This window comes from Mesorhizobium sp. M1A.F.Ca.IN.020.04.1.1 (assembly GCF_003997315.1).
In the GTDB taxonomy this organism is placed as follows: Bacteria; Pseudomonadota; Alphaproteobacteria; order Rhizobiales; family Rhizobiaceae; genus Mesorhizobium.
Genome location: NZ_RZSN01000002.1, coordinates 1 through 24055 on the forward strand (window position 1 = coordinate 1; position 24055 = coordinate 24055).

General features: G+C 64.7%; 26 protein-coding genes. 11 read left to right on the plus strand and 15 right to left on the minus strand.

The window, feature by feature from the left end; genetic code table 11:
- Together EOA49_RS01025 and EOA49_RS01030 are read left to right on the plus strand one after the other, a co-directional pair.
- The coding region (locus EOA49_RS01025; protein ID WP_245460466.1) for a pyridoxal-phosphate dependent enzyme at positions 1 to 473 on the plus strand (473 nt) is incomplete at its 5' end.
- Positions 474 to 551: 78 nt separating this feature from the next.
- Positions 552 to 2033, plus strand: a complete 1482-nt coding sequence (locus EOA49_RS01030) for an aspartate aminotransferase family protein (RefSeq protein ID WP_127242079.1) — start codon at positions 552 to 554, stop codon at positions 2031 to 2033.
- Positions 2034 to 2053: 20 nt separating this feature from the next.
- Here the strand turns inward: EOA49_RS01030 and EOA49_RS01035 are convergent, their stop codons facing one another.
- On the minus strand, positions 2054 to 4066 hold the full coding sequence (locus tag EOA49_RS01035; protein ID WP_127242078.1) for a BTAD domain-containing putative transcriptional regulator: 2013 nt from the start codon (positions 4064 to 4066) through the stop codon (positions 2054 to 2056).
- Between the two features lie 161 nt (positions 4067 to 4227).
- Between EOA49_RS01035 and EOA49_RS01040 the strand changes: the two genes are divergently transcribed.
- Positions 4228 to 4464, plus strand: a complete 237-nt coding sequence (locus EOA49_RS01040) for a hypothetical protein (protein WP_127242994.1) — start codon at positions 4228 to 4230, stop codon at positions 4462 to 4464.
- 21 nt (positions 4465 to 4485) lie between these two features.
- Here the strand turns inward: EOA49_RS01040 and EOA49_RS01045 are convergent, their stop codons facing one another.
- From EOA49_RS01045 to EOA49_RS01055, 3 genes are all read right to left on the minus strand, one after another.
- Entirely contained in the window at positions 4486 to 4854 is a 369-nt protein-coding gene (locus EOA49_RS01045; protein ID WP_066994274.1) for a YciI family protein, read from the minus strand.
- 206 nt (positions 4855 to 5060) lie between these two features.
- A complete protein-coding gene (locus tag EOA49_RS01050; protein WP_127240232.1) occupies positions 5061 to 6470 on the minus strand; it encodes an ATP-binding protein in 1410 nt (469 codons plus the stop codon).
- The gene (locus EOA49_RS01055) at positions 6467 to 7183 is read right to left on the minus strand and encodes a response regulator transcription factor (protein ID WP_066994281.1); all 717 of its coding nucleotides are present in this window, start codon (positions 7181 to 7183) and stop codon (positions 6467 to 6469) included. Before EOA49_RS01055 ends, EOA49_RS01050 begins: the two co-directional genes overlap by 4 nt.
- A 237-nt stretch (positions 7184 to 7420) precedes the next feature.
- Here EOA49_RS01055 and EOA49_RS01060 point away from each other — a divergent pair, with 237 nt between their 5' ends.
- From EOA49_RS01060 to clpS, 4 genes are all read left to right on the plus strand, one after another.
- Complete coding sequence (locus EOA49_RS01060; protein ID WP_066994286.1) at positions 7421 to 7723, plus strand: hypothetical protein; 303 nt, start codon at positions 7421 to 7423, stop codon at positions 7721 to 7723.
- 40 nt (positions 7724 to 7763) lie between these two features.
- Positions 7764 to 8012, plus strand: coding sequence for a hypothetical protein (locus EOA49_RS01065; RefSeq protein WP_066994288.1), 249 nt, complete (start codon positions 7764 to 7766; stop codon positions 8010 to 8012).
- Positions 8013 to 8156: 144 nt separating this feature from the next.
- Positions 8157 to 8498, plus strand: a complete 342-nt coding sequence (locus tag EOA49_RS01070) for a hypothetical protein (protein ID WP_245460467.1) — start codon at positions 8157 to 8159, stop codon at positions 8496 to 8498.
- 105 nt (positions 8499 to 8603) lie between these two features.
- On the plus strand, positions 8604 to 8909 hold the full coding sequence (gene clpS, locus EOA49_RS01075) for an ATP-dependent Clp protease adapter ClpS (RefSeq protein ID WP_040989718.1): 306 nt from the start codon (positions 8604 to 8606) through the stop codon (positions 8907 to 8909).
- Positions 8910 to 9064: 155 nt separating this feature from the next.
- Here the strand turns inward: clpS and EOA49_RS01080 are convergent, their stop codons facing one another.
- From EOA49_RS01080 to EOA49_RS01095, 4 genes are read right to left on the minus strand one after another with little or no spacing between them, the layout of a single operon-like run.
- Positions 9065 to 11152, minus strand: a complete 2088-nt coding sequence (locus EOA49_RS01080; RefSeq protein ID WP_095801685.1) for a hypothetical protein — start codon at positions 11150 to 11152, stop codon at positions 9065 to 9067.
- A gap of 3 nt (positions 11153 to 11155) precedes the next feature.
- A complete protein-coding gene (locus tag EOA49_RS01085; RefSeq protein ID WP_127240233.1) occupies positions 11156 to 13972 on the minus strand; it encodes a DUF4159 domain-containing protein in 2817 nt (938 codons plus the stop codon).
- A complete protein-coding gene (locus EOA49_RS01090; RefSeq protein WP_067326514.1) occupies positions 13969 to 14955 on the minus strand; it encodes a DUF58 domain-containing protein in 987 nt (328 codons plus the stop codon). The genes EOA49_RS01085 and EOA49_RS01090 overlap by 4 nt, the downstream gene beginning before the upstream one ends.
- Positions 14955 to 15959 (minus strand): MoxR family ATPase, encoded by a 1005-nt coding sequence (locus EOA49_RS01095; protein WP_095801682.1) that lies wholly within the window; start codon positions 15957 to 15959, stop codon positions 14955 to 14957. Before EOA49_RS01095 ends, EOA49_RS01090 begins: the two co-directional genes overlap by 1 nt.
- 153 nt (positions 15960 to 16112) lie before the next feature.
- Here EOA49_RS01095 and EOA49_RS01100 point away from each other — a divergent pair, with 153 nt between their 5' ends.
- The 3 genes from EOA49_RS01100 to EOA49_RS01110 are packed head-to-tail and all read left to right on the plus strand — an operon-like array spanning position 16113 to position 18639.
- Positions 16113 to 16742: a DUF1285 domain-containing protein gene (locus tag EOA49_RS01100; protein ID WP_127240235.1), complete on the plus strand. Its 630-nt coding sequence runs from the start codon at positions 16113 to 16115 to the stop codon at positions 16740 to 16742.
- Positions 16742 to 17374, plus strand: a complete 633-nt coding sequence (locus tag EOA49_RS01105) for a CoA pyrophosphatase (RefSeq protein ID WP_127240243.1) — start codon at positions 16742 to 16744, stop codon at positions 17372 to 17374. The genes EOA49_RS01100 and EOA49_RS01105 overlap by 1 nt, the downstream gene beginning before the upstream one ends.
- Positions 17371 to 18639, plus strand: coding sequence for a CCA tRNA nucleotidyltransferase (locus tag EOA49_RS01110; RefSeq protein WP_127240237.1), 1269 nt, complete (start codon positions 17371 to 17373; stop codon positions 18637 to 18639). Before EOA49_RS01105 ends, EOA49_RS01110 begins: the two co-directional genes overlap by 4 nt.
- A gap of 24 nt (positions 18640 to 18663) precedes the next feature.
- Here the strand turns inward: EOA49_RS01110 and EOA49_RS33000 are convergent, their stop codons facing one another.
- From EOA49_RS33000 to hemF, 5 genes are all read right to left on the minus strand, one after another.
- The gene (locus tag EOA49_RS33000; RefSeq protein WP_127217042.1) at positions 18664 to 19644 is read right to left on the minus strand and encodes a S8/S53 family peptidase; all 981 of its coding nucleotides are present in this window, start codon (positions 19642 to 19644) and stop codon (positions 18664 to 18666) included.
- An 88-nt stretch (positions 19645 to 19732) separates the two neighbouring features.
- Positions 19733 to 20311, minus strand: coding sequence for a hypothetical protein (locus EOA49_RS01120; protein WP_066994307.1), 579 nt, complete (start codon positions 20309 to 20311; stop codon positions 19733 to 19735).
- A 267-nt stretch (positions 20312 to 20578) separates the two neighbouring features.
- Positions 20579 to 20764: a DUF1059 domain-containing protein gene (locus tag EOA49_RS01125; protein WP_066994310.1), complete on the minus strand. Its 186-nt coding sequence runs from the start codon at positions 20762 to 20764 to the stop codon at positions 20579 to 20581.
- Positions 20765 to 21079: 315 nt separating this feature from the next.
- The gene (locus EOA49_RS33260) at positions 21080 to 21532 is read right to left on the minus strand and encodes a DUF1344 domain-containing protein (RefSeq protein ID WP_245460469.1); all 453 of its coding nucleotides are present in this window, start codon (positions 21530 to 21532) and stop codon (positions 21080 to 21082) included.
- 50 nt (positions 21533 to 21582) lie between these two features.
- Positions 21583 to 22497 (minus strand): oxygen-dependent coproporphyrinogen oxidase, encoded by a 915-nt coding sequence (gene hemF, locus EOA49_RS01135; RefSeq protein ID WP_127240239.1) that lies wholly within the window; start codon positions 22495 to 22497, stop codon positions 21583 to 21585.
- Between the two features lie 118 nt (positions 22498 to 22615).
- On the opposite strand from hemF, the gene EOA49_RS01140 reads away from it, so the two are divergent.
- Positions 22616 to 22873 carry a hypothetical protein gene (locus EOA49_RS01140; RefSeq protein WP_066994316.1) on the plus strand — a complete coding sequence of 86 codons (258 nt, stop codon included), beginning with the start codon at positions 22616 to 22618 and terminating at the stop codon, positions 22871 to 22873.
- A 7-nt stretch (positions 22874 to 22880) separates the two neighbouring features.
- Here EOA49_RS01140 and soxR read toward each other — a convergent pair whose 3' ends face one another.
- Both soxR and EOA49_RS01150 read right to left on the minus strand, forming a co-directional pair.
- Entirely contained in the window at positions 22881 to 23315 is a 435-nt protein-coding gene (gene soxR, locus EOA49_RS01145; protein WP_281008786.1) for a redox-sensitive transcriptional activator SoxR, read from the minus strand.
- A gap of 157 nt (positions 23316 to 23472) precedes the next feature.
- Positions 23473 to 23931, minus strand: coding sequence for a tRNA (cytidine(34)-2'-O)-methyltransferase (locus EOA49_RS01150; protein ID WP_127240241.1), 459 nt, complete (start codon positions 23929 to 23931; stop codon positions 23473 to 23475).
- Between the last annotated feature and the right edge of the window lie 124 nt (positions 23932 to 24055).

The window sequence follows — 24055 nt, forward strand, 5'->3', positions numbered from 1 at the left end:
AGCGGCGGGATGTCCGCATCGTGCTTGCCGAACCGGCGAACGCGCAGCTTATCGGCAGCGGCAAGCCGCAGGAGCGTGGCCATGGCGGTGCGCCGTCCGCCAGCCATCCGGCCTTCGAGCCGCATCCGATCCAGGGCTGGACGCCGGACTTCATCCCCAACGTGCTGCAGGAGGCGATCGATAAGCGCTACTATGACGATGTGGTGCCGATCGCCGGCCCGGAAGGCATTAAATGGGCCAAGGCCCTGGCGCAGCAGGAAGGCATCTTCACCGGCATTTCAGGCGGCGCCACCTTCGCCGTCGCGCGCCAGATCGCGGGCACCGCTCCGGCGGACTCGGTGATCCTGTGCATGCTGCCCGACACCGGCGAGCGCTATACGTCGACCCCGCTCTTCGACGGCATCGAGGCTGAGATGGATGCCGAGGAGACGGCACTGTCGCGCTCGACACCAGGCTGCCAGTTCGACGCCTGAAGACAAATCGCGGCGCTGCTGTCCACTCGGATGGCGGCGCCGCGCGACGATCCAGGAATGATCGCGGGGGAGCAGCGAATGGACACTATGCAGGAAACAGCGGTGATGGATGAGACGCTCGACCCGCCAGACTGGGCCGAGATGCAGGCCCTGTCGCATCGGATCGTCGAGGATGCCGTCGCTTATCTCAAGGATGTCCGGGACCGTCCGGTGTGGCGCCAAATGCCGGTCGAGGTTCGCGCCTTCTTCTCGGCGCCGCTGCCGCGCTCGCCGGCACCGATAGCCGACGTCTATGGCGATGTCGCCCGCAACGTCATGGCCTATCCGATGGGCAACATCCATCCGCGCTTCTGGTCCTGGTATATGGGGTCAAGCAATTTCACGGGCGCGCTGGGCGATTTCCTGGCGGCGATCCAGGGCTCGAACCTCGGCGGCGGCAATCACGCCGCCGGGCTGATGGACAGCCAGGTGGTCGACTGGTGCAAGGAGATGGTGGGCTTCCCGGCTTCGGCCAGCGGCACGCTTGTCAGCGGCGGCTCGATGGCCAACCTCATCGGTTTGACCGTGGCGCGCAATGCCAAAGCAGGCGTCGACGTGCGCGAAAGGGGTGTCGGGGCGATCCCAAAACCGTTGCGCTTCTACGCCTCGGACCAGGTCCATTCCTGCCACCGCAAGGCCATGGAAGCGCTCGGCCTCGGCAACCGGGCGCTGCGGCGGGTCTCGACCGACGCCGATCTGCGCATCGATGTCGATGCGCTCAAGACCGCCATCGCGGAAGACCGCGCGGCAGGTTTCAAGCCGGCTTGCATCATCGGCACCGCAGGAACCGTCAACACGGGCGCGATCGACGACTTGCGGGCGCTGGCCGTGTTGGCGGCAGAGGAAGACCTCTGGTTTCATGTCGATGGCTGCATCGGCGCCCTGATCGCCATCGCGCCTGAAAACAGATCGCTCGTCGCCGGCATTGAACGCGCCCATTCCGTCGCGCTCGACCCGCACAAATGGCTGCACGCGCCCTTCGAAGCGGGCTGTGCGCTGGTTCGCGACGCCGTCGCCCACCGCAACGCCTTCGCCGTAACGCCGGAATATCTGGAATCGACGCCGCGTGGCCTCGCCTCAGGGCAATGGCTGCACGACTATGGCCTGCAGACATCGCGCGGTTTTCGCGCGCTCAAGATCTGGATGTCGCTCAAGGAGCATGGCATCGAGAAATTCGGGCGGCTGATCGACCAGAACATCGCCCAGGCCGGCTATCTGACCGAGCTGATCCGGGCCGAGCCGGCGCTCGAGCTGACGGCGCCGACCACCATCAACATCGTCTGCTTCCGCCATCGCCTGGACGGCGCCTCCGAGGAACGGCTCAAGGCGTTCAACACCGAAATCATGCTCAGGCTGCAGGAAGAAGGCATTGCAGCCGTGTCCGACACCACGGTGCACGGGCAGCACTGCCTGCGGGTCGCGATCACCAACCACCGCACCCGCCGCGACGACCTCGATCTCCTGCTGCGTGAGACGCTTCGCATCGGAGCGGAAATCAAGGCCGCGGCGCTACCAGACTGACGAGAGAGCGCCAAGACATGTCATTCCGGGAGGCCGGCCAGCCGTAGCGCCTCGACATATTTGGCGAAATATTCTGGCCTGATCTGCCCTACCCGATGCTTGAGGTTGGAAAGCTTCAGTTGCGGGTCGAGCTCCAGCGAGCGCGCGATGTGCCTGCTCGCGGCATCCAGCCTGCCGGCCATGGCGTTGCTGGCGGCCGCCACACGCAGGCCGGTGAGATAATAGGGCTGCGCGCGCGACGCCGCCTCGGCGAGCGGCCAGGCGGCGTCGTAGCGGCCGGCCACGAAGTGAGCGAAGGCAGTGAAGGTCTGCATGAAGAAGGTCAGCGGATCGAGCGGGCTCAGCCGCCTTGCCCGCGACATGTGCTCGATTGCCATGTCCGGGTCGTCATGGCAGGCCTTGAGGCAGCCGCTGGCGCTCCAGGCGGCTGCGCAGTTCGGGTTGAGCACGAGCGCGCGGTCGGCCAGTGCCGATCCGGCCTCGTAATCGCCGGTGACATAACCCAGCGCCAGGCCGCTGAAAGCCAGCGCCACCGCATCGTCCTTGCCGGCGATAGCCACGTCGCCGACCAGCCTGGATACCTCGGCTGTTTCCTTCTGCCGGTCGATCATCCAGCCATTCGCCATGCGCCAGAAATAGCACCAGGCGGCAGCGCCTTCCGCGGCGGCAAAATCGGGGTCGAGCTGGATGGCCCTGTAGAACTGTGGCAACGCCTCCTCCAGCCCTTCTCTCGTCCAGCGGTAAAGGCTCGCCATGCCGCGCAGATAGTGGTCATAAGCGTCGAGGCTCTCGGTGGGCTTGCGCTTGGCGCGCGCCATCTCGGCCTGTTCGAGTCTGGGTGAAATTGCGCCGATGACACTGGAGGCAACGAGGTCCTGCAGTTCGAACACTTCCGAGACATCGCCTTCGAAGCGGTCGGCCCAGAGATTTACTCCCGCCGACGCCTCGATAAGCTGACCTGCCACCCGAAGCCGGCTGCCGGCCTTGCGGACACTGCCCTCCAGCACATAGCGCACCCCGAGCTCGCGTGCCACGCGGGTGACGTCAACCGCCTGGCCCTTGTAGGCGAAGGCGGAATTCCGCGCGATCACGAACAGCCAGCTGACATGCGACAGCGCCGTCGTGATCTCCTCGACAACGCCGTCAGTGAAATATTCCTGCTCGGCGTCGCCGCTCATGTTCTGGAACGGCAGGACCGCGATCGACGGCTTTTCCGGCACCGAAACGACAGGGCGAGGCGCCTTCGCTTCCAGGCGGGAAAGTTCGGCCTCGGGCTGGCCATAGTCGGCTATCGAACCCTTCAGCTCCATTGGCGCCTCGATGCGTTCGATCAGCGCCCGCGTCGCTTCCTCAGGCTCGACACCGAGCTCGCGCTTGAGCGCTTCCTTACAGGCCAGGAACTGGCGAAAGGCGTCGTTGGTGCGGCCGTGGCGGCGGAAGACGCGGATCAGGGCGCGGTGGGCCTGCTCGGCGCATGGGTCGGACGTCACTAGCCGCTCAGCCAGTCTTTCGCAGGCCTGCTCCTCGCGTTCACCGAGTTCCGGCAGGAGGCTCAGCCGTTCGGCCAGGTCCAACGCCTTGCGGGTGTAGTTCGCCCGAAGCGGCGCAAGCCATTCGTCGATTTCGCCGGGGGATGGCAGTCCGTCGAGCAGGTCACCCCGGTACAGGTCGGCAGCTGCCGCGAGGCTCGCGCCGTCATCGGCCTGGCAGTTCCGGTCGAAAATCCAGATGTCGGCCTCGTTGTCATTCGCCACCACCCAGATGGTGTCGGCATTGCCTTCGATGCGAATGGCCTCGTTGCCGGTGGACGGAAACAGCCGCCTGATGTCGACCAGGGCCTGGCGCAGGCTGTTTCGCGCCTGCTGCTCGCCGCTGCCGGTCCACAGCATCGCCGCCACTTTCTCGCGGCGAAGCCCTTTCGGGCCGGCCAGAACCAGCGCGGCAAAGAGCAGCGACGTCTTGCGCGTCGCGAAGTGCAGAGGTTGCCTGCCTGCGGAGACAACCTCGATGCCGCCAAGCAATCGAATGTGCATCCGGGGCCCCGTGAAACAGCGTTAAGCAGAATACCATGTCCCGCCGCCGACTTAACGACGATTTTGCGGGGTTTTTCCTGCGGTTTCACGCCTGGACGAACGTTGCCAAAGCGCGCCGATGAGACACTGTCCCTCGTGAGTTCGAACGAGGGAGAATGACGATGACCTACATCAATATCAGAACCTGCCAGCCGAGCACCCGAGTTGCCGGCACGCTCGCCGCCAATATCGGGTTGATCTTCGCCGGGTTCCAGCGCCGGTATCAGGACGCCATGCAGCGCAGGGCTTTGGCCGGTCTGTCCATTTCGGAGCTGAAGGATTTCGGCTATCCGGCCGATGAAGCCCCCGCGGATGCTGCGGCGCGCAGCTGCACCGCCGGGCGCCGCCCGCTGCGGTGAATCCGTCGCTTCTCCCGGAATTCAGGCCAGCGGCGCGCCCGGCAGATAAAGCGCAATCGGCCGGATCTCGTAGACGGCGGTGGGATTGACGCGCCTGAGATCGCGCGCCACCGCTATCGCCTCGTCCTGGTTGGCGCAATCCAGCACATAGAGGCCCAGCAACTGCTCCTTGGTCTCGGCAAAGGGGCCGTCGATCACCATGCCGTCGCCCGGACCGCGCAGCGTGACGGCTTTCGCCGTCTCGCCCAGCCTTGCCGCCGGGCCCAGCTTGCCGGCGCGGGTCAGCCTGTCGTTGATCTCGAGCAGGTCTTTCATGACGGCTGCATCCTCGTCGGGCGTCCAGGACTGGACGGTCTCTTCGACGTGATAGGCAAGGATTGCGTAGAACATGGTTCGGTTCCTCGTGCGGGGATCCTAAAATCAGAATCGATTTTTGCGTCGCTGACCTTCGGTTCGGTAAGGGTCATGCACCAAATTGAAGTGCTACAGAATCCCGCGTCCTGGAGGACGCACGGCGCTTTAGGGCGGGCTGCACTATCACAAGGATGGCGCGGCTGATCCAGTCCTCTGGAGCAGCCGGGAAGGCGCTTGCTGACTCAAACTGCCAGCGGCAGGCGCAGCTCCGTCAGCAGGCCGCCGCCGGGATGGTTGGAAAGGCTGATCTCGCCGCCGGCGCCGCGGGCGATGTTGCGGGCGATGGTCAGGCCGAGGCCGAGCCCGCCGGTCTCGCGGTTGCGCGACTGTTCGAGGCGCACGAAGGAACCGAACACCTGATCCAGCTTTGCCTGCGGAATGCCCGGCCCTTCATCGCGGATGCTGAGCGTGATTGTATCGCCAGAGCGCTGCACGCCGATATGCGCCTTCTTGCCATAGGTGACGGCGTTCTGGACTAGATTGGTGATGCAGCGGCGCAGCGCCACCGGCCGCGCGATGCAGACCAGGCCGCGCGACGGCGTGGCGTCCTCGTCGAACGAAGCGTCCTCGAACATGTCGGCGACCGCCTCCACCAGCGACCAGAAGTCGATCCGCTCGGCCTTTTCCTCGGTGACCTCGAATTTGGCGAAGTCGATCACCGAGCTTGCGATGCTCTCGATGTCGGCAAGGTCATGCGCCAGCGCTTCACGGGCCGGCGATTTGCGCAGCAGCTCAAGACGCAATCGCATCCTGGTCAGCGGCGTGCGCAGATCATGCGCCAGTGCCGCCGCCAGGTGCTCGCGGTCCTCGACATAGTCGCGCAGGCGCATCTGCATGGCGTTGACCGCCTTTGCCGCGGCGCGGATTTCGCGGCTGCCGGTCTCGGCGATGGGCGGGCTTTTGAGGTCCTTGCCGATGCGGTTCACCGCGGTCTCCATCATGCGATAGGGTGCGGTCAGCCGGCGCAGCGACCAGATCGACATCACGATGATCAGTCCCGCTATCAGCGAATAGAGCGGCAGGCTGTCCCAACTCAGGATCGGCCCAGCCGGCGTGATCGGCTCGGTGAAGTTCAGCCACTGGCCGTCGGAAAAGCGCAGCGACGCCGTCAGCTTGTCGCTCTGGGCGAAATCCGCGGCCAGCACCAGCAGATCGCGCTCGACCTGGCCGACATCCTTGTTCATCACCTGACCGTCCGGGACATCGGCTTCCTGCGTTGCCGGATCGCGCCGCACACGCGCGTCGGTGATGCCGAACTTGGACAGGCGGCCGACCAGGATGTCCTCCAACTCGGCTAGCTGGTCATCGCCGGCGATCGAGGAAGTGACGGCGGGGCTGTCCGAAACGGTCAATGCGTAGGTGGCATTGAACAGACCGGAAGCGGTCGTCTTGCGTTCTTCAGGCGTGGCGTCATGCATAAGCTGCACCAGCGAATAGGCGCGGTCGTTCAGCCGATAGAGATCAACCACATCGTTGGCGGCGGCGCGGTCGCGCGCCACGATATAAAGCGTCGCGACCTGGCTGATCATCAGGCCGGCAATGACGATGAGCAGAACCCAGACAGGCAGGGTTTGCGGCAGCAAGCGTCTCATTCGGAGGTCGTTTCGGGCAGAAACTGATAGCCACCGCTGCGAACAGTCAAGATCAGTTTCGGCGTCTTGGGATCGTCCTCCATCTTGCGGCGCAGGCGGCTGACCAGGATGTCGACGCTGCGATCGAAGCTGTAACCGGTGTCGCCGCCGGACAACTCGATGAGCTGCTCGCGGGTGAGAACGCGTTGCGCGCTCTTGACGAAGGTCTGCAGCAGGTTGAACTCCGCCATCGTCAGTTCCACCCGCACGTCGTCGGGCGCCGTCAGCCGGCGGCGCGAGCAATCCATGGTCCAGCCGGCAAAGCGGTAGATCTGCTTGGCTGTGGGCCGGCGCGGCTCGGCCGTGCCGTTGCGCCTCAGCACCGCTCGGATGCGGGCGAGCAATTCGCGCGGATCGAAGGGTTTCGGCACATAGTCATCAGCCCCCATCTCGAGCCCGACGACGCGATCCGTCGTCTCGGTCACCGCGGTCAGCATGATGATCGGTGTCGTGTGATTGGCGCGGATCTCGCGGCACAGTTCCAGCCCGCTTTTACCGGGAAGCATCACATCGAGCACGATCAGGTCGACCTGCGCCCGGCGCAGGATCGACTCCATCTCGGTGCCGTCGGCGGCCACTGTCGTGCGCAGCCCCCGCTTCTGGAAAAACTCCTGAAGCAGGTCGCGTATGCCCTTGTCGTCATCGACGATCAGTATGTGCGAGTCGGATTTCACGAGAACCCCGCGATTTGTGTAGCCAAGCTGCCCTTCTGTGATCACCCACACGATAGAATTCGGGCCACATCTTGGCCAGTGGCGGCGACGTGGGACGGAATGGCTTCCCCAGAAACAATTCAGAAACAAAATTCTACACTCGGGAAAAACTCGTGAAAAATTTCAAGGGCATAACTGGTGCCGTGGCGGTCAGGTCATCGGCTGCGACGCAAGTTTCCGGAGTAACGGGCAAGACCGATGCAGAGGTTCTGGATCAGCGTGATGGGTGCTTTGCTTAGCATGTCGCTCATCACAGCCGCAGTCGGGGCCTCCAACGCAAAGGTAACGCCGCTGACCCGGACCGAGCGCTGCACCAATCTCAACCGTCAAGTTGACGAAGCCCTCGAAACCCATGCCGCGGCAACGCAGGTCACCGCGGCGAAGGCACTTCAAAGAAAGGGAAACCGGTTCTGCGCTGCCAAGAAACAGGCGCAGGGCATCCGGATGCTCGCAAACGCTTTGAAGCTGCTTGGAGTGACACCGATCGACCCGGTTCAGTGACGCTCAACTCCTCGACCCGCATGAAAAAGGAAATGAAGCCATGACAAAGTCCCTCCTCTCCGCCCTCGGCCTCGCTGTTGCTCTCGCTTTCTCGATGCCGGCTGTCAGCAACGCCGCCGCCACGACGACCGCCGCTCCGGCCGCCTCGACCACGACCACGGCTCCGGCCGCTGACGCTACGGCGAAGACCGCTCCGAAGAAGGTCGCCGCCAAGAAGGCCTGCAAGGTGACCAAGACCCACAAGTGCCCGGTCAAGAAGGCCCCGAAGAAGGACGCGAAGAAGTCCTAATCCAGGCTTCGATCCTGATCTTTCAAGACCGCTCCGGCCGAAACCGGCCGGGGCGGCTTCCAGCGGCCGAATCCTGACACCGGCAGCTTGCGCCGCGCCACTTCCTTAACCCGATCGCAAAGCCGGTGCCGTAGGACAATCCGCATGAAGAAGCGGCTTTCGTCCATGATGCGCTCGCTGGCTCTCGGCGGCTTGGTTGCCACCGCGGCAGCAAGAGCGCTGATCATCTTGACAGCCAGCCCAGTGCCGGATCCCGCCAGCGGCAGGACCGAGCCGGAACTTTTCGCGCCGGCCATCTCATCGAGCTTCGACTACATCACGCCGGCACAGAGCTGGGTCCTGATCGTGCTGACGGGCGCGACGCTGATCGGCATCGCCGCCTGGATGATTGGCGCGTTCATGGAGCGCGGTTCCAACATGGACGACGGTGCGTCGCACGATCGGTCGGCACGGGCGTTGAAGCGCAAACAGCGCTATCCCACATAAGCCTTCATCGTCCCTCGATTCTCCGCTCTCCAGCGGACAAATGGACAAATGCTTCCCTGCCTGAGGAAGTGCAAGCCAGACCCAGTTTCCAACTGGTGAATTCCAATGCCTGAGACCGTCCTCAAACCGCGTACCAAGACGCAGCCGAAGACCGAGCGGCCGAAGCTCTACAAGGTCATCCTGGTCAATGACGACTTCACGCCGCGGGAGTTCGTGGTGACGGTGCTTAAAGGCGAGTTCAAGCTCAGCGAGGATCAGGCGCATCGCGTGATGATCACCGCGCATACGCGCGGCGTCTGCGTGGTCGCCGTCTTCACGCGCGACGTTGCCGAGACCAAGGCCGCGCGAGCAACCGACGCCGGTAAGGCCAAGGGCTATCCGCTGCTGTTCACGACCGAGCCGGAAGAGTAGGGCGGCTCTGCCTCGCCCGTGTCCTGGAGAGGGAAAGCGAGGCCGCCGGCCGAGCAGGGTGAGGGTGGGGGCAAGCGCCGTATTTGATTGTTGCGCGCCGCCCCTCATCCGCCCTTTCGGGCACGTTTCCCCGGAAGGGGGAGAAGGAAAAGGCTCTACCTTCCTTCTCGATACCACATCGAGCCGATGGCCAGGAGCAGCAAGCCGAGGCCGAGGAAGCCGCCGAACAGCGGCACGCGCGAGACGGCCTTCAGCGTGCTGTCGTCGGTGGTGCGCAGCCCGATCCAATCGTTCCCCGATGCCGCCCCCGAGGAGCGGACAGGTACGATCGAAGGCAATGCCACACCGCCGGCAAGATCGCCAAGCATGGAGGATGGCGCGAGCCGGCGCACGCTGCCGCCGGTCGCCTCGGCCGGTGCCTTCAGCCTGTCCTCGGTGGAAACGACATCGGCGAATTCAGGCGCATTGATCGGGCCGACATGGGCAAGCGCGGTGAGGTCGCCGTTGCCGACCTGATAGAGGCCGATCTCGCTGGTCTGCAGGCTGCCCGTGAAAATCCCTGGTTCGGCTTTTTCCAGCTTGACCGTCATCGTCTTGCCGGAAGGCGTGATCACCTGGGCGGGGCCGGGATCGTCGCTCATCGTCTGGCGGCGGATTTCCAGCACCATGCCGCGGCCGTCGGCGGTCAGCCGCTCTTCTTCAAGTTCGGGTTCCTTCATCAGCCAATGGGCGATGCGCCGATAGAGCTGGACATGCGGCCCGCCGCCTTCGAAGCCGCGCGCCCACAGCCAGCCCTGATCGGAAAGCAGCATGCCGACCCGGCCTTCGCCCTTGCGGTCGAGCACAAGCAGGGGGCGGTCGTCGGCCCCTTTCATCACCACCGCGCCCTCGGGATTCTTGACGCCGATGGTGCGGAACCAGCGGCTCCAGCGCGGCGGATCGGCGGCGGAGCCGTCGAGCCCGCGCGTGACTGGGTGGCGCTGGCCGAGATCGGTGAGACGCGGATAGAAGGCCTTATCGACGACCTCGCCGCTCGGCATCGCGGGCAGGGCCGACATCAGCGGCGTTCGGGCGATGGAGCTTTCGCCGGCATATTCGGGGCCGGCGGCAATCAGCAGCGCGCCACCCTTTTCGACATATTCGGAGATGTAGTCGTAATACAGGATCGGCAGCACGTCGCGGTGCTGATAGCGATCGAAGATGATCAGATCGAAATCCTTGATCTTCTCGACGAACAGCTCGCGCGTCGGGAAGGCGATCAGCGACAGCTCGTTGATCGGGGTGCCGTCCTGCTTTTCCGGCGGTCGCAGAATGGTGAAGTGGACGAGGTCGACCGAAGCGTCGGATTTCAACAGGTTGCGCCAGGTGCGCTCGCCGGCATGCGGCTCGCCGGAGACCAGAAGCACGCGCAGATGATCGCGAATGCCGTCGACCAGCGCGATGGCGCGGTTGTTGGTGTCGGTCAACTCGCCCGGCTCGTGGTCGATCGAAAGCTGGACGATGTTGCGGCCCGCGTTGGGAATGGTGACTTCAAGCTTCATCGGCTGACCGATGGTCGCATGCTCGACAGAGACCTGCTCGCCATTGACCGAGACCCGCACGTCGACCGGGCCGCCCTGACCTTCGGTGGAAAGGACCCGATAGCTCATGTCGAGCGGCTTGCCGACGAGGCCAAAGCGCGGCGCGTTCTCGAAGCGGATGCGGCGGTCCTTCTCGTGCTCGTTGCCCGTGATCAGCGCATGGAGCGGCGCGTTGAATTCCGGAGCGCCGGCCGGCGCGTCATGCACCTCGCCATCGGTGATCATGATGGCGCCGCCGATGCGCGAGGGCGGCACATCGCGGAAAGCGCTTTCCAGCGCGCCGAACAGCCTGGTTTCAGTGCGCTCATCGGCGGCCTCGGATTTGCCGGCCTCGACGACGCGGACGTCGAATTGCTTGAAGCGGCCGAGGCGCTGCTGAAGGCCCGTCAGCGCTTCGTCGGTCTGCTTGGTGCGGTCGCCGATGTCCTGGCTCTGGCTGCGATCGACGATGACCGCGACGACGCTCTTCAATGCCTCGCGTTCCTCGTCGAGGAAAACGGGATTGAGCAGTGCCGCGCCCAGCGCAAGCAGGGCGATGAAGCGCAGGACAGAGCCGCGCTGACGGAACCACAGGCCGGCCAGCGCGAGCAGCGCGAGCGGCACGATGACGACCCAGAACAGCGGCCAGGAAACGAGCGGCTCGAAGGAGATCGACCAGTTCATGAACTACTGTCCCAGCCGTTCGAGCAGGACGGGCACATGCACCTGGTCGGATTTGTAGTTGCCGGTCAGCATGTACATCATGATGTTGACGCCGGCGCGCAGCGCGTAGACGCGCTGCATCGGATCCGGCGGCACGGTCGGCAGCATCGGATCGCCGTTCTCGTCGACCGCCCAGGCGCCGGCGAAATCATTACCGGTGATCATGATCGGGGAGACGCCGTCGCCGGTGCGCACGGGACGGTTCTCGGTGTTGCTGGCATCGAGCGAGGCTTCGACCCAGAGCGGACTGCCGTTGAAGCGGCCGGGAAACTCCGGAAGGATGAAGAAGGACTTCGTCAGCACATGGTCCGAGGGCACCGGCTCCAGCGGCGGCACGTTCAGATTGCCGAGAATATCGCGCAGCCGCTCGGTGGCCGGGCTTGCCGAGCCGCCGCCGATGCCGTTGGAGAACTGGTCGCGCGTGTCGAAGAGAACCGTGCCGCCCTGCTGCATATAGGCGTCGATGCGGGCGATCGCGGCTTCGCTGGGCATCGGCGCGGTAGCGTCGATTGGCCAGTAGATCAGCGGATAGAAGGTCAGTTCATCCTTGGAGATGTTGACACCCGCCGGCGGGCCGGGTTCCAGCGCGGTCTTCTCGATCAGGAAGCGGGTGAGGCCCTCAAGGCCGGCGCGGCTGATTGAATCGACGCCGGGCTCGCCGGTGATGACATAGGCGATGCGAGTTTTCGAAATGTCCTCGATGGCCTGGGCATCGCCCGGCTTCGAATCATCGGCGCGGGCAAAGTCGACGTGGCCGAAGAGCCCGCCGAACACGATCAGCAGGGCAGCGGCGGTCGCCGCGGCGCGGCGCGGCCGGCGCGAGAACAGCCCACCCATCCAGAACACGGCAAGCGTGTCGAGCACCATCAGCATGAGGGCCAATGTGACCAGCGGGCCTTTCAGGTTCTCCGATTCGTCGAAGGCGTAAGGGATGGCCGTCACCGGCAGCGAGACCTGTGGCCGAGCAAGCGGCGTGAATGTGCTTGAGGCGTTGAGCAGGTTGTGCGCGAAAACGCCGGTTTCCGAACCGTAGAGGCCGGGCGGGTTTTCCAGTGTCACTGGAAGCGGGCCGGCGGCGGGCACGAGCGGCCGCGCATCGGGTGTCGGCGGCACCAGCGCGCCGTCGGCGCCGATCATGCGATAGGGGGCCAGCGATGCTGCGGCCGCCTCGGCATTGGCGACCGCGGCGCCCTGGTTGCGCGACAATTGCACTATGCGTCTCAGCATCTCGACGAAGCTGCCGGAGATCGGCAGGTTCGACCAGGTCGCCTCCGGTGTCACGTGGAAGAGCGCCAGCGTTCCCTTGTCCTTCTTCATGCCCGTGACCAGCGGCGTGCCGTCGGCAAGCGTCGCCCAGGTGCGCTCGACGATGTCGGGCGTCGGCTCGGCCAGCACCTGCCGGCTGACCGTCACCTCCGTCGGCGGCGCGAGGTCGGCGAACGGGCCGTTCTTCGGGAATTCGGTGACCGGTTGCGGCGTCGTCCACGAAAGCGCGCCGCCCAGCGCGCGCTCGCCGCTGCGCAGCCGGACCGGCAAGAGATCATCGTCGTTGCCGGCGGCAGCCAGCCTTGAACCGGCAAAACGCACCAGCGTGCCGCCATTGTTCACCCAGTCGACCAGCCGTTGCCGGACCTGCGCGGGGATGGTGCCGACATCGGCCATGATGATCATCGCCGGCTTCTGGTCGAGAAGCTGCGGAATGGCATCGGCCAGATCGGCGCTCGACGGCTCCACCAGATCGGCGAAAGGCTGCAGCGCGCGGCGAATGTAATAGAGCGGCGACAGCAGCGGCTGCGCCTGGTCTGCCTCGGCCTGCGAAAGCAGACCGACGCGGCGGCGCTTGGAGCTCTCGTCCAGCACACGAACGGCACCGGCCTGGTGCTCGCCATCGAGTGCTATCGAGGCGAAGTCGTTGCGCAATTCGAACGGCACCTTCATCGTTCCGGTGGCGGTGGCCTGACCCGGCGCGAAGGTCAGAGTCGCGTCGGCGATGCGGCGGCCCTTGTCGTCGAAGGCGCCCGCGGTGACCTGCGCCGGTGCCGGGTCGCCCGGCGCGCGGATGGCGGTCAGCGTGAAGCCGTCGACCTGATTGTCGGCGCTGGTCAGGCCGGTGAGCGAGAGCCGGTCCGAGGTAGCCCAGACCAGCCTCGCGGCATTCCTTTCCAGGAGCGTCTTGAACGCCGCTTCATCGCCGGTGGCGGCAAGGCCATCGGCAAGCACGGCGACGCTGGCGCCGGGCAGGCGCTCCAAAGTGGCTGCGACGCGGGCATAGACGGCGGGGCGGTCGGTCGGGATCGGGCGCGGCTTCGCCGCGCGCAGCCGGTCGAGCGCGGCCGATGCATCGAAGGGGCCGATCTCGGCATTCGGCTTCTCGGCGGTAAAGGCGATGACGACCGGCACGCCGTTCGAGCCGGCGTCCGCAATCAGCCGCTCGGCGGTGGCGACGCGCTTGCCCCAGTCGGCGGCGCTTGCCCAGTCATTGTCGATGACCAGCGCGAGCGCCGAGCCCTCGGCCGGCAGCTTTTCGCGCGGATTGAAGATCGGCTCGGCGAGCGCGGTGACGACAAGGGCGGCCATAAGCAAGCGAAGCAATGTCAGCCACCAGGGGCTTTGATGCGGCGTCTCCTCGCGCCTCAGGACGCGGGCGAGGATTCTCAGCGGCGGAAAGACTTCGGTCCGCGGCCTGGGCGGCGTCAGCCTCAACAGGTACCAGATCACCGGCAGGGCCAGCAGCCCCCACAGCACCATCGGCGCGCCGAAGGAAAGCGGCAGCCAACTCATGCGACCGCCTTTCCGGCATCACCGCCCGCGGTCAGCCCTGCATGACCGCCACCGGCGGTCAGCCCGGCATGACCCGAGGTCAGTCCCGGACGGCTGCTGTCGGCGGTCATCGCCATGTGGACGCGCACGAGCGCCTCGGAGGCGAGGCGGTCGGTATGATTGACGGTAAAGCTCCAGCCGAGGCGCTTGCACCAGCCGGCCAGTTCCTGGCGGCGAGCGATATAGAGCAGGCGGTATTCGTCTTTAAGCGTTTCGGCGCGGCCGGCGGTCAGCTTGTCGCCGGTCTCGGGATCGGTGAATTCGGTGCGGCCGGCATAGGGGAAGGTCTCCTCGGCCGGGTCGGCGACCTCGATCAGATGCGCGCGCACGCCGTGACGGGCGAGCACGTCGAGCCAGGCCATGGTCTCCTCGACTGGATCGAGAAAGTCGCTGACGATGACGATGTCGCAGAAGCGGCGGATGGTGGAGAGATCGGGCTTCGCCGCCAGGTTGCCGGCATGGCTGAGCTGGGCCGCGATGCGTTCGGCGCCGTTGCGGGCGGTGAACGGGTCGGTGAGGCCCGGCCAGGCGATGCGCTCGCCGCTGCGCGACAGGAGCTCGGCCAACGCAAGCGCCAGCACCAGCGCGCGCGATTCCTTGGAAACGCCGGCTCCGGAGGATTTGTAGAGCATGGACGGCGAGGGATCCGACCAGAGCCAGACGGTATGGGCCGCCTCCCACTCGCGGTCGCGCACATAGGTGTGGTCGTCGCGGGCCGAGCGGCGCCAGTCGATGCGCGAGGCATCGCCTTCGACATAGGGGCGGAACTGCCAGAAATTCTCGCCGATGCCGCGCTTGCGGCGGCCATGCCAGCCGGCGATCACCGTGTTGACGATGCGGCGCGCCTCGACCAGCAGATCCGGCACCAGAGAGGCCCGCAACCGGCCACGGGCGAGCGCGTCGCGCGTCGCAACCGGTGCCTGGACCTCGCCTATTCGACCCATCAGATGCCTTTTGCCAGTTTCGCCACCACGTCGCGCACGGATGTGCCTTCGGCGCGGGCGGCGAAGGTCAGCGCCATGCGATGCTGCAGCACCGGCTCGGCGAGGGCACGGATGTCGTCGACCGACGGCGCCAGCCTGCCATCATATAGAGCGCGTGCTCGGGCGCACAGGGTCAGCGCCTGGCTGGCGCGCGGACCAGGACCCCAGGCGACATGCTTGTCGGTGTCGGCAATCCCCTGACCGGGACGAGCCGAGCGCACCAGCTTGAGGATCGCTTCGACGACGCTTTCGGGCACCGGCATGCGGCGGATCAGCGTCTGAATTTCCTTCAGCCTGGCTGGCTGCAGCACATTGTCGGCCTTGGCCTCCTCGACGCCGGTGGTTTCGAGCAGGATGCGGCGTTCGGCCTCGATCTCCGGATAGAGGATGTCGACCTGCATCAGGAAACGATCGAGCTGCGCTTCCGGCAGCGGATAGGTGCCTTCCTGCTCCAGCGGGTTCTGCGTCGCCAGCACGTGGAAGGGCGAGGGCAGGTCGTGGCGAACGCCGGCAATGGTGACGTGATATTCCTGCATCGCCTGCAGCAGCGCCGACTGGGTGCGCGGCGAGGCACGGTTGATCTCGTCGGCCATCAAAAGCTGCGAAAAGATAGGCCCGCGGAGGAAGCGGAAGGATCGTTTGCCAAGCTCATCCTGCTCCATGACTTCGGAGCCGAGGATGTCGGACGGCATCAGGTCGGGCGTGAACTGGATGCGGCGGGAATCGAGGCCGAGCACGATGCCCAGTGTCTCGACCAGCTTGGTCTTGGCGAGGCCTGGCACGCCGACGAGGAGCGCATGCCCGCCGGCAAGCAGCGCAACCAGCGTGCGCTCGACAACGGCTTCCTGGCCGAAGATCACGCGGCCTACGGCGTCGCGGACCTTGGAGATGTCGGACAGCGCCTTCTCGGCCTGCTCGATCATCGCCTTGTCGCTCAACGGGCTTTCCTTGATCATCACGCTCATGCCGTTCGATCCTTGTGGTTGGAAATACCGGCTTGCATTCTCGATTCGCAGAATGCCGCGATTCGGCCTCGCCCGGCGCTTGCGATTGAACTTAAATCACAGGCTTGGGCTGACAAGGCTGACAATCCGGACAACAGTGACTATTTCGTGACCATGACGCATCGCACAGAATCCGGTGAAAAGGGCCTGACCAGCGCCACCGAGGCGCGCGGGCTGGAGGCGCTGATCTCGCGCGCGGCGCGCGCCGGCAAGGGGCCGGCTCCGGTGGAGCGCTGGAATCCGGACTTCTGCGGCGACCTCGATATGGAGATCAGGGCCGACGGCACCTGGTTCTACCTCGGCACGCCGATCGGGCGCATGCCGCTGGTGCAGCTCTTTTCCAGCGTGTTGCGCAAGGACGCCGACGGCAAGACCTACCTGGTGACGCCGGTGGAGCGCGTCCGCATCCGCGTCGCCGATGCGCCCTTCATCGCCGTCGAGATGAACGTGTCCGGGACCGGCAACGGCCAGATCATCACGTTCCGCACCAATGTCGGGGACGTGGTCACCGCCGGGCCCGGCCATCCGCTGCGCTTCGTCGACGAGGACGCCACCGGCGGGCTCAAGCCCTATGTGCTGGTGCGCGGGCGGCTGGAAGCCTTGGTGGCACGGCCGGTGATGTACGAATTGGTCGAGCATGGAGAGGTGATCGACGTCTGCGGCAGGGCAATGTTCGCCGTCCGCTCCGGCGGCGAAGTTTATCCGATCATGTCGGCCGACAAGCTCGAGCGGCTAAGCGCGTGATGGACCAGGTGGCGCCGGTGCCGTTCTCGATCGCGGATTTTCGCGCCCGCGCAGCGGCCCAGGCCGAGGTGCAATCCGGCGACGAGTTCGGCGACCACCGCTTCAATCCAGGGCATCCCAGGCTGAAGCATATAAAACCGCTGCGCGACGCCGCGGTGCTGATCCCGGTCGTCGATCACGCCGACGGCGCCACGGTGCTGCTCACCAAGCGGGCGGAGAAGCTGCGCAGCCATTCCGGCCAGGTCGCCTTTCCCGGCGGCACCATCGATCCGACCGATCCCACCCCTGAGGCCACAGCGCTGCGGGAGACATTCGAGGAGATCGGCCTCGACCGCGATCACATCGAAATTGTCGGCCGCATGCCCGATTATGTCTCCGGCAGCGGCTACCGCATCGTGCCGGTGCTTTCGGTGGTGCGGCCGGGCTTTTCGCTGATGCTCAACGCCGACGAGGTCGACGCCGCCTTCGAGGTGCCGCTGCGCTTCCTGATGGACCCTGTCAACCACGCGCGCGACAGCCGCATGTGGAACGACCTCGAATGGTTCTTCTACGAGATGCCCTATGGCGGCCAGCGGATCTGGGGCGTCACCGCCGGCATCATCCGCACACTCTATGAAAGGCTCTATGCGTGAGCGCTGAGGTGTCTCTCTCGGGCAGGGCCGATTGGCTGGGCGAAAAGCATCTGCAGAAGCTGCTTGCCGCGCTGAAGGAGGGCGGCGAGGAGGCGCGGGTGGCCGGTGGAGCGGTACGCAATGCGCTGATCGGCCAGCCGGTGGCCGACATTGACATTGCCACCACGACGGTGCCCGAGGACACGATCCGCCGCGCCCAGGCAGCCGGCTTCAAGACCGTGCCGACAGGGATCGAGCACGGCACCGTCACGGCAATCGCCGGCGGCAAGGCCTATGAGGTCACGACGCTCAGGGCCGACATCGAGACCGACGGTCGGCGGGCGAAAGTCATCTTCGGGCGCGACTGGAAGGCCGACGCCGCGCGGCGCGACTTCACCATCAATGCGCTTTATGCCGAAGCCGACGGCGCCATCGTCGACCTTGTGGGCGGCGTCGCCGATATCGAGGTGCGGCGGCTGCGCTTCATCGGCGATCCGGAAGCGCGCATCCGCGAGGATTATCTGCGTATCCTGCGCTTCTTCCGCTTCTTCGCCTGGTATGGCGACGGCCGGCCGGACGCCGAGGGCTTGAAGGCCTGCGCCAGGCTGAAGGACGGGCTCGGCAGGCTGTCAGCCGAACGCGTGTGGTCCGAACTGAAGAAGCTGCTTTCGGCGCCCGACCCATCGCGTGCCCTGCTGTGGATGCGCCAGGCCGGTGTCCTCACCGTCGTGCTGCCGGAGAGCGAGAAATGGGGCATCGACGCCATCCACGGGCTGGTCAGGACCGAAAAGGATCTCGGCTGGGATGCCGATCCGCTGCTCAGGCTGGAGGCCGTCGTTCCGCCGGATGCCGCGCGCATGAAGACGCTTGCCGAAAGGCTGAGATTTTCGACCGACGAGGGGGAGCGCCTGCGACACTGGGCACTGACGGTTCCGACTGAACCCAAGACGACCGAGACGGAATTGTCGAAAAAGCTCTATTTCGGCGACCGCGAAGGCTTCGTCGATCGGCTGCGGCTCGCGCTCGCCGCCGCGCGGACACGGGCCATCGAGGACGATCGGGCGATGATGGAAGCCGGCGGTTTCTCGCGCCTGCTCGGCTTCGCCTTGAAATGGCAAAAGCCGAGCTTTCCGATCAAGGGGGCCGACCTGACCGAACTCGGCGCCGCGCCCGGCCCGAAGCTTGGCGCCACGCTGAAGAATCTCGAAAGGGAATGGGTGGATTCAGCATTCGCCATGGATCGCGGCGCGCTGCTCAAACGCGCCGCGCAGGCACTCGAGGCTTAGATCAGTCCTACATCGTGGCGCCGCTCAGCGTATCGCCACCGGGGCCAGGGCGCGCGAAAGGCTTGCCTCGCCCTTGCCGTAGACTGAGGGGTTGTAGTTGACCAGCGTGTCGGTGCGAGCCGTGTTGAGCAGGTCGTTGGTGATCTGAACCGGGGTCGCCTTGGTGAATTTGCTGCCGATGATTGCGGCATATCCGGAGATGATAGGCGCTGCGAACGATGTGCCGTAAAGGCCGGTCTTGTCGCCTTCGACGCCGACCACCAGGAAATGGCTCTGCACGGTCGGGTCGGAGCCGGCGTAATTGGAATACCAGGCAAGCTGAGCCTTGTTTGACGCCGTGCCGTTTGTGGACAGCGCGCCAACAAAGATCGCCGTCGGTTTGCCGATCAGAGCGAGATCGAGATAATCCTGCTGTCCGCTGGTGACGCCGCCGACCGCAACCGAATCGTTGCCAGCCGCTTTCGAGACGATGGCCGATCCCTTGCTGGCGTAGGAGATGATCGATTGCTCCTCCGGGGCCCAGCGGATCTGGTTCACGCTGTAACCCGCGTTCGCGTACATGCCGTAGCTGAGGTTGAGGACGTCGCGGCCACTTGCCAGCGGGACGGCCGAACCCGTCGAGAAGTCCTTGGAGCGGATGGTCGCCGCAGGAGCGATCATGCTTGCTTCTTCGCGCGTCCACTCTCCGTGCCGCTGATATTGCGTGCCGATGCCGAAATTGCCGGAGAAGCGCGATGAGCTGCTGAAGTCGTCGACGATGGTGATGGTGACGCCCTTGCCCTTGTAGCCAGCCGCCCACGCGGCGCCGACATCGGGGCTCATCCAGCTCTGCACCGCTTGTGTCGTTCGCGCAACCGGTATCTTTGCGCTTACGCATATGGACCCGCCGCCGTGGCACAGCGCGGCCGACTGGTCCGCGTCGAGAGCTTCCTGCGCCGACGCCAGGCATGCCGGCAGAATGGTCAGTGCCGCGGCAATGCCGAGCTTCCAGAAATTACCAGACATGGTCTTACTCCCGGTCAAAGCAGGAACGAGGACGGACGATCGCGAAGTTCGGGAGCAGGAAGATTTCTCATGCGCGGCATCCCGGCGATCAGAAAGTAACACGGTAGTTGAGCCACAGGCGCAGCCTTTCGGGCGTAGCGTTAACCAGATATTTCAGCGTGTCCTCAGGCGCCGTCTCCCCGGCCGCAAGCCGGCAGTTGACGCTGTAGGTGCCCAGATCCCCGTAGTCGGCCACGCATGGCTTTTCGCTCAGGTTGCCGCCGAAGGTCGAGGTAACCGAAAGGGAGAGAGTGCTGTTGAGGCTCGGATGGGTCTGGGTGAGAAAACCGAGCTTGAGGCTCGGCGCGATGCGGTACTTCTCGGCTTGTTCCCCGGTTCCCACTCCCCACAGAAAGCCGCTGTCTTCGGTAAGTTGCGTGATGAAGTCGACGTGCATGTCGACCCAATCGCTGTGGTACCAACGATTGAATGAGACCCAGCTCCCGTCCTGCAGCTCATAGCCGCCATTGCCGAGAGCTCTGGCGCGGTCGCTGAGCCATGACCCCTGGTGGATGTTCACGAGCGACGTGGTCATTTCCTGGGCCATCGACGGCGAGGCGCCAACGACTAGGCACAGCAACAGTGCGGCTGCGCCGAAACCGTCTCGTTTGTTGGATCTTTCGCGCATGCGCGAAGCACCTCGCCCCACCGGATCCAGACGCGCCTTGTGGCGGACGGCTCCTCGGGCAGCCGCGGTCGCCGGATCATGCGCGACGATCGCATGGAGACCGTTACCGCGGGGTTATCCAAGCCGGTACGAATATAAGTTTTTGCTTGAATTCGGCGAAGCCAGGCCGTTGCCAGCGATCAGACGCAAACGAAGCGAGATGCGCCGGATGCTGCATCCAACTCGCCGGCTTTGCCAATGGTCGTCCGAAAACGGTGACCCGATGCCTCAGGCCGCGTCGCGGACCTTTTGGATGCGCGAGCGGATCGCCTCGATCATGGTCTCGCGGATGGTGGTTTCGCCATGGGTTTCACGCATGTGCTCGACGGCGCGGCGCATGACCTCGGCTTCCTCCTCGGCGCGCGTGTGCCAATCGCAGCCCGGGACGAGTGTCCCGCATTGGAACTCCTTCATGGTTTTTCCTTTCCTAGGTCCGGAGCCCTGATTCCGCTCCTTGTTATCATGCAATTCCGCATGGAAAGCCGCATCGCATTTTCCTGAAATTGCCCCGGTGGAAAACCATAACACATGTCGCCGGCTTCGGTTGCATTGGAGCCGGTGGCGAATTGTTTTTTCACGGTCTCCGCGCGAAATCAAAGGCGGAGCATTGCTGCTCCGCCCGTTGCCACCTGGTTTCCGTGAAACGATGAACCGCACTGTCTTTTTGTTTTGACGCAATTCCAGCGGAAACCGCTTCAACGTTTCTGCAATTGCTGGCCGTGCAGGCCGTCACTTCATGATTTTGACAGCCTCGGCAATCTTGTTCTTGCCGCTCATATCCCAGGAAACGCGAACCTTCTCGCCCGGCTTTATGCCCGGATCCTTGAAGGCCTTGGACAGCGTGAAGGTCGATCCGTTGTCCAGAACAAGGCTCATGGCCGTTCCATCAAAGCTCTTCACTGTTCCCGTGGTGTGCTTTACCGCGGCGAACGCGGCGCCACCGGAGGCGAGAAAGGCGGCGGTTGCCGCCGTCACAATAAGCTTGCGCATAGGATGTTTTCCTGGGATGCGGGCACCATTGGGAAGGCACTCCGCTCGATCAGGGCCGTCCGGACGCGTCGGGTCGCGGCTCGTAGCAGTGACGAGCCGCCGGCGCTTCCCGACCCGGCACGTTAAATAGATCAATTTTTTCAAAAGGATATTAGACGAAAAAGAAATCGCTCCTGCCACATTGCCGGTCAAAATTCGGCGAATGGGACAGCAATGCGGCTGGCCTTCCGCTCACCGGATTTTTACGGCCACTTTACCTCGGGCGGCAGGCTGGAGAGGATCGAGGCGACATTGCCGCCGGTTTTCAGGCCGAAGATGGTGCCGCGATCGTGAAGCAAATTGAATTCGACGTAACGGCCGCGCCGGACGAGCTGTTCCTCGCGGTCGCCGTCGGTCCAGTTCTGGTTGAAATTGCCCCGCACCAGATGGGAATAGACGACGAGGAAAGAGCGGCCGACATCCTGGACGAAATTGAAATCGGCGTCCCAGCCGCCCTTGCCCTCATCGGAATGCAGCCAGTCGAAAAAGATGCCGCCGATTCCTCGCGCCTCGTTGCGATGCGGCAGGAAGAAGTACTCGTCGCACCACGCCTTGAATTTCGGATAGTCGGCCACCCCGGCGTTCTTCTCGCAGGCGAACTGCATGGCGCGGTGGAAGGCGATCGTGTCGGGATCGTCCTGGGTACGGCGGCGGTCGAGCACCGGCGTCAGGTCGGCGCCGCCGCCGAACCAGTGGCGGGTGGTCACGACCATGCGTGTGTTCATATGCACGGCCGGAACGTTGGGGTTCCAGGGGTGCGCGATCAGCGAAACGCCGCTCGCCCAGAAGCGCGGATCCTCGTCGGCGCCCGGGATCTGCTTGCGGAATTCGGGAGAGAATTCGCCGTGGACGGTCGAGGTATGCACGCCGACCTTCTCGAAGACGCGGCCGCGCATCATCGACATGGTGCCGCCGCCACCTTTGCCGTCGTCGCGCTCCCACGGCGTCTGCTCGAAATGCCCGGGCGACCATGCCGATTGCGGTCCAGTGAGTTCCTGCTCGATCTGCTCGAAGGCGGCGCAGATGCGCTCGCGCAGCGCTTCGAACCAGAGGCGGGCCTTCATCTTCTTCTGCTCGATGTCGTCAGGCAGGCCCACCGCAATGTCGGGTCGTTCCAATTCCGTCTCCAGTCCAGGCTGCTTGCCCGACAAATGACTCGTTTTTTCTGCGCGCGATCCCTAATCTCTTAAGGGCAAGGGTCAAGTCCCGTCTGACCAAGGTGCAAGGAGTTTGCTCGTGCGCACCCCGGCAAGACCGCCGCTGGATGGCTTGAAGAAGAGGCTGGAGCGCTCACGGGCCGAGCGCGAAAGAGAGCCGCGCGACGGATTTTTGCGCGAGACTTTCGTGCTGCCGCGGCCGGCCGCGCGCCTCAAAGCCAAGGAATGGTTCGAGCGCTTTCCCAAGCAGGCCTATTGGACCGAGATCGAAAGCTGGTTCGAGCGCCCGGGCGACGTCATCGAATTCACCATGCGACGGCTGCCGGCGGCAGATTGAAAAATCCTCAGGGCACCAGTAGCCGTCTCGCTCCAGTTCCCTCTCTGGCCAGTCGGTCTTCCTTGTTCCGAAGCGGGCATTTGTCGATCGACATGCAACCGCAGCCGATGCAGTCGGTCAGGCCGTCGCGCAGCTTCTTCAATTGGGCGATCTTATGATCGAGGCCGTCGCGCCAAGCCGTTGAAAGCAGATTCCAATCCTCGCGCGTCGGGGTGCGGCCCTCGGGCAGGGAGTGGAATGCCGCGCCGATTTCGGCGAGCGAGATGCCGACCTCCTGGGCGACGCGGATGATCGCCACCCGTCGCAGCACGTCGCGGCCGTAGCGCCGTTGGTTACCCGCGGTGCGATGGCTGCGGATCAGCCCGCGCGCTTCGTAAAAATGGAGCGCCGAGACCGCGACGCCACTGCGCATCGCCACCTGGCCGACCGTCAATTCCTTCACCGGAGCCGTCTCGCACTTTCCGCTTGACCTCAAGTTAGGTTGAGCTTGTAGCGAGGAAAGCCTGACAAGGCAAATTGAGGAGAAGGCGATGTGCGCCTGGGTGAGACTGACGCCGCAAGTGGGAGGCGTTCGCGACGACGAGCAGGGCTTGAGCAGCCTATCCGAGCTGGCGGACCGCTTCGCCCGCGACCATCGCGACGGACAGCGCGACATTGATGCTGCGGGCGCCCGGCCGCATCGGAATGGTCAGTCGCGCATCCGCCGCCTGATGAACCTCTTCCGGCACGCCGGCGGATTCGCGGCCGAACAGAAGGACGTCGCCGGCGGCGAAAGCAAACCGCGTGTAGGCGGTCTCGGCCTTGGTGGTGAGCAGCACAAGGCGGCGCGCGTTCGTTCGGCGCCATTCCTCGAAGGCGTGCCAGTCGGCATGGCGGGCAAGCGCCGCCATTTCGAGATAGTCCATGCCGGCGCGTTTCAGCGCCCGATCGGAGAGCGGGAAACCGGCCGGCTCGATGATGTCGACGCCAAGATCAAGGCAGGCGGCGAAGCGCAGGATCGTCCCGGTATTGCCGGCGATATCCGGTTGGTAGAGCCCGATGCGGAGACGGTCGTTCATTTCCGCATCCTTCTAATAAGTGGCAGAACGGCCACAGGCGGCTCCGGCTTTTGGCGATTTCTAGACTGGCGGGTGGCCATTTTCTGCGAAGTCGAGTATACGCCCATCATCGTCAACCCGAACC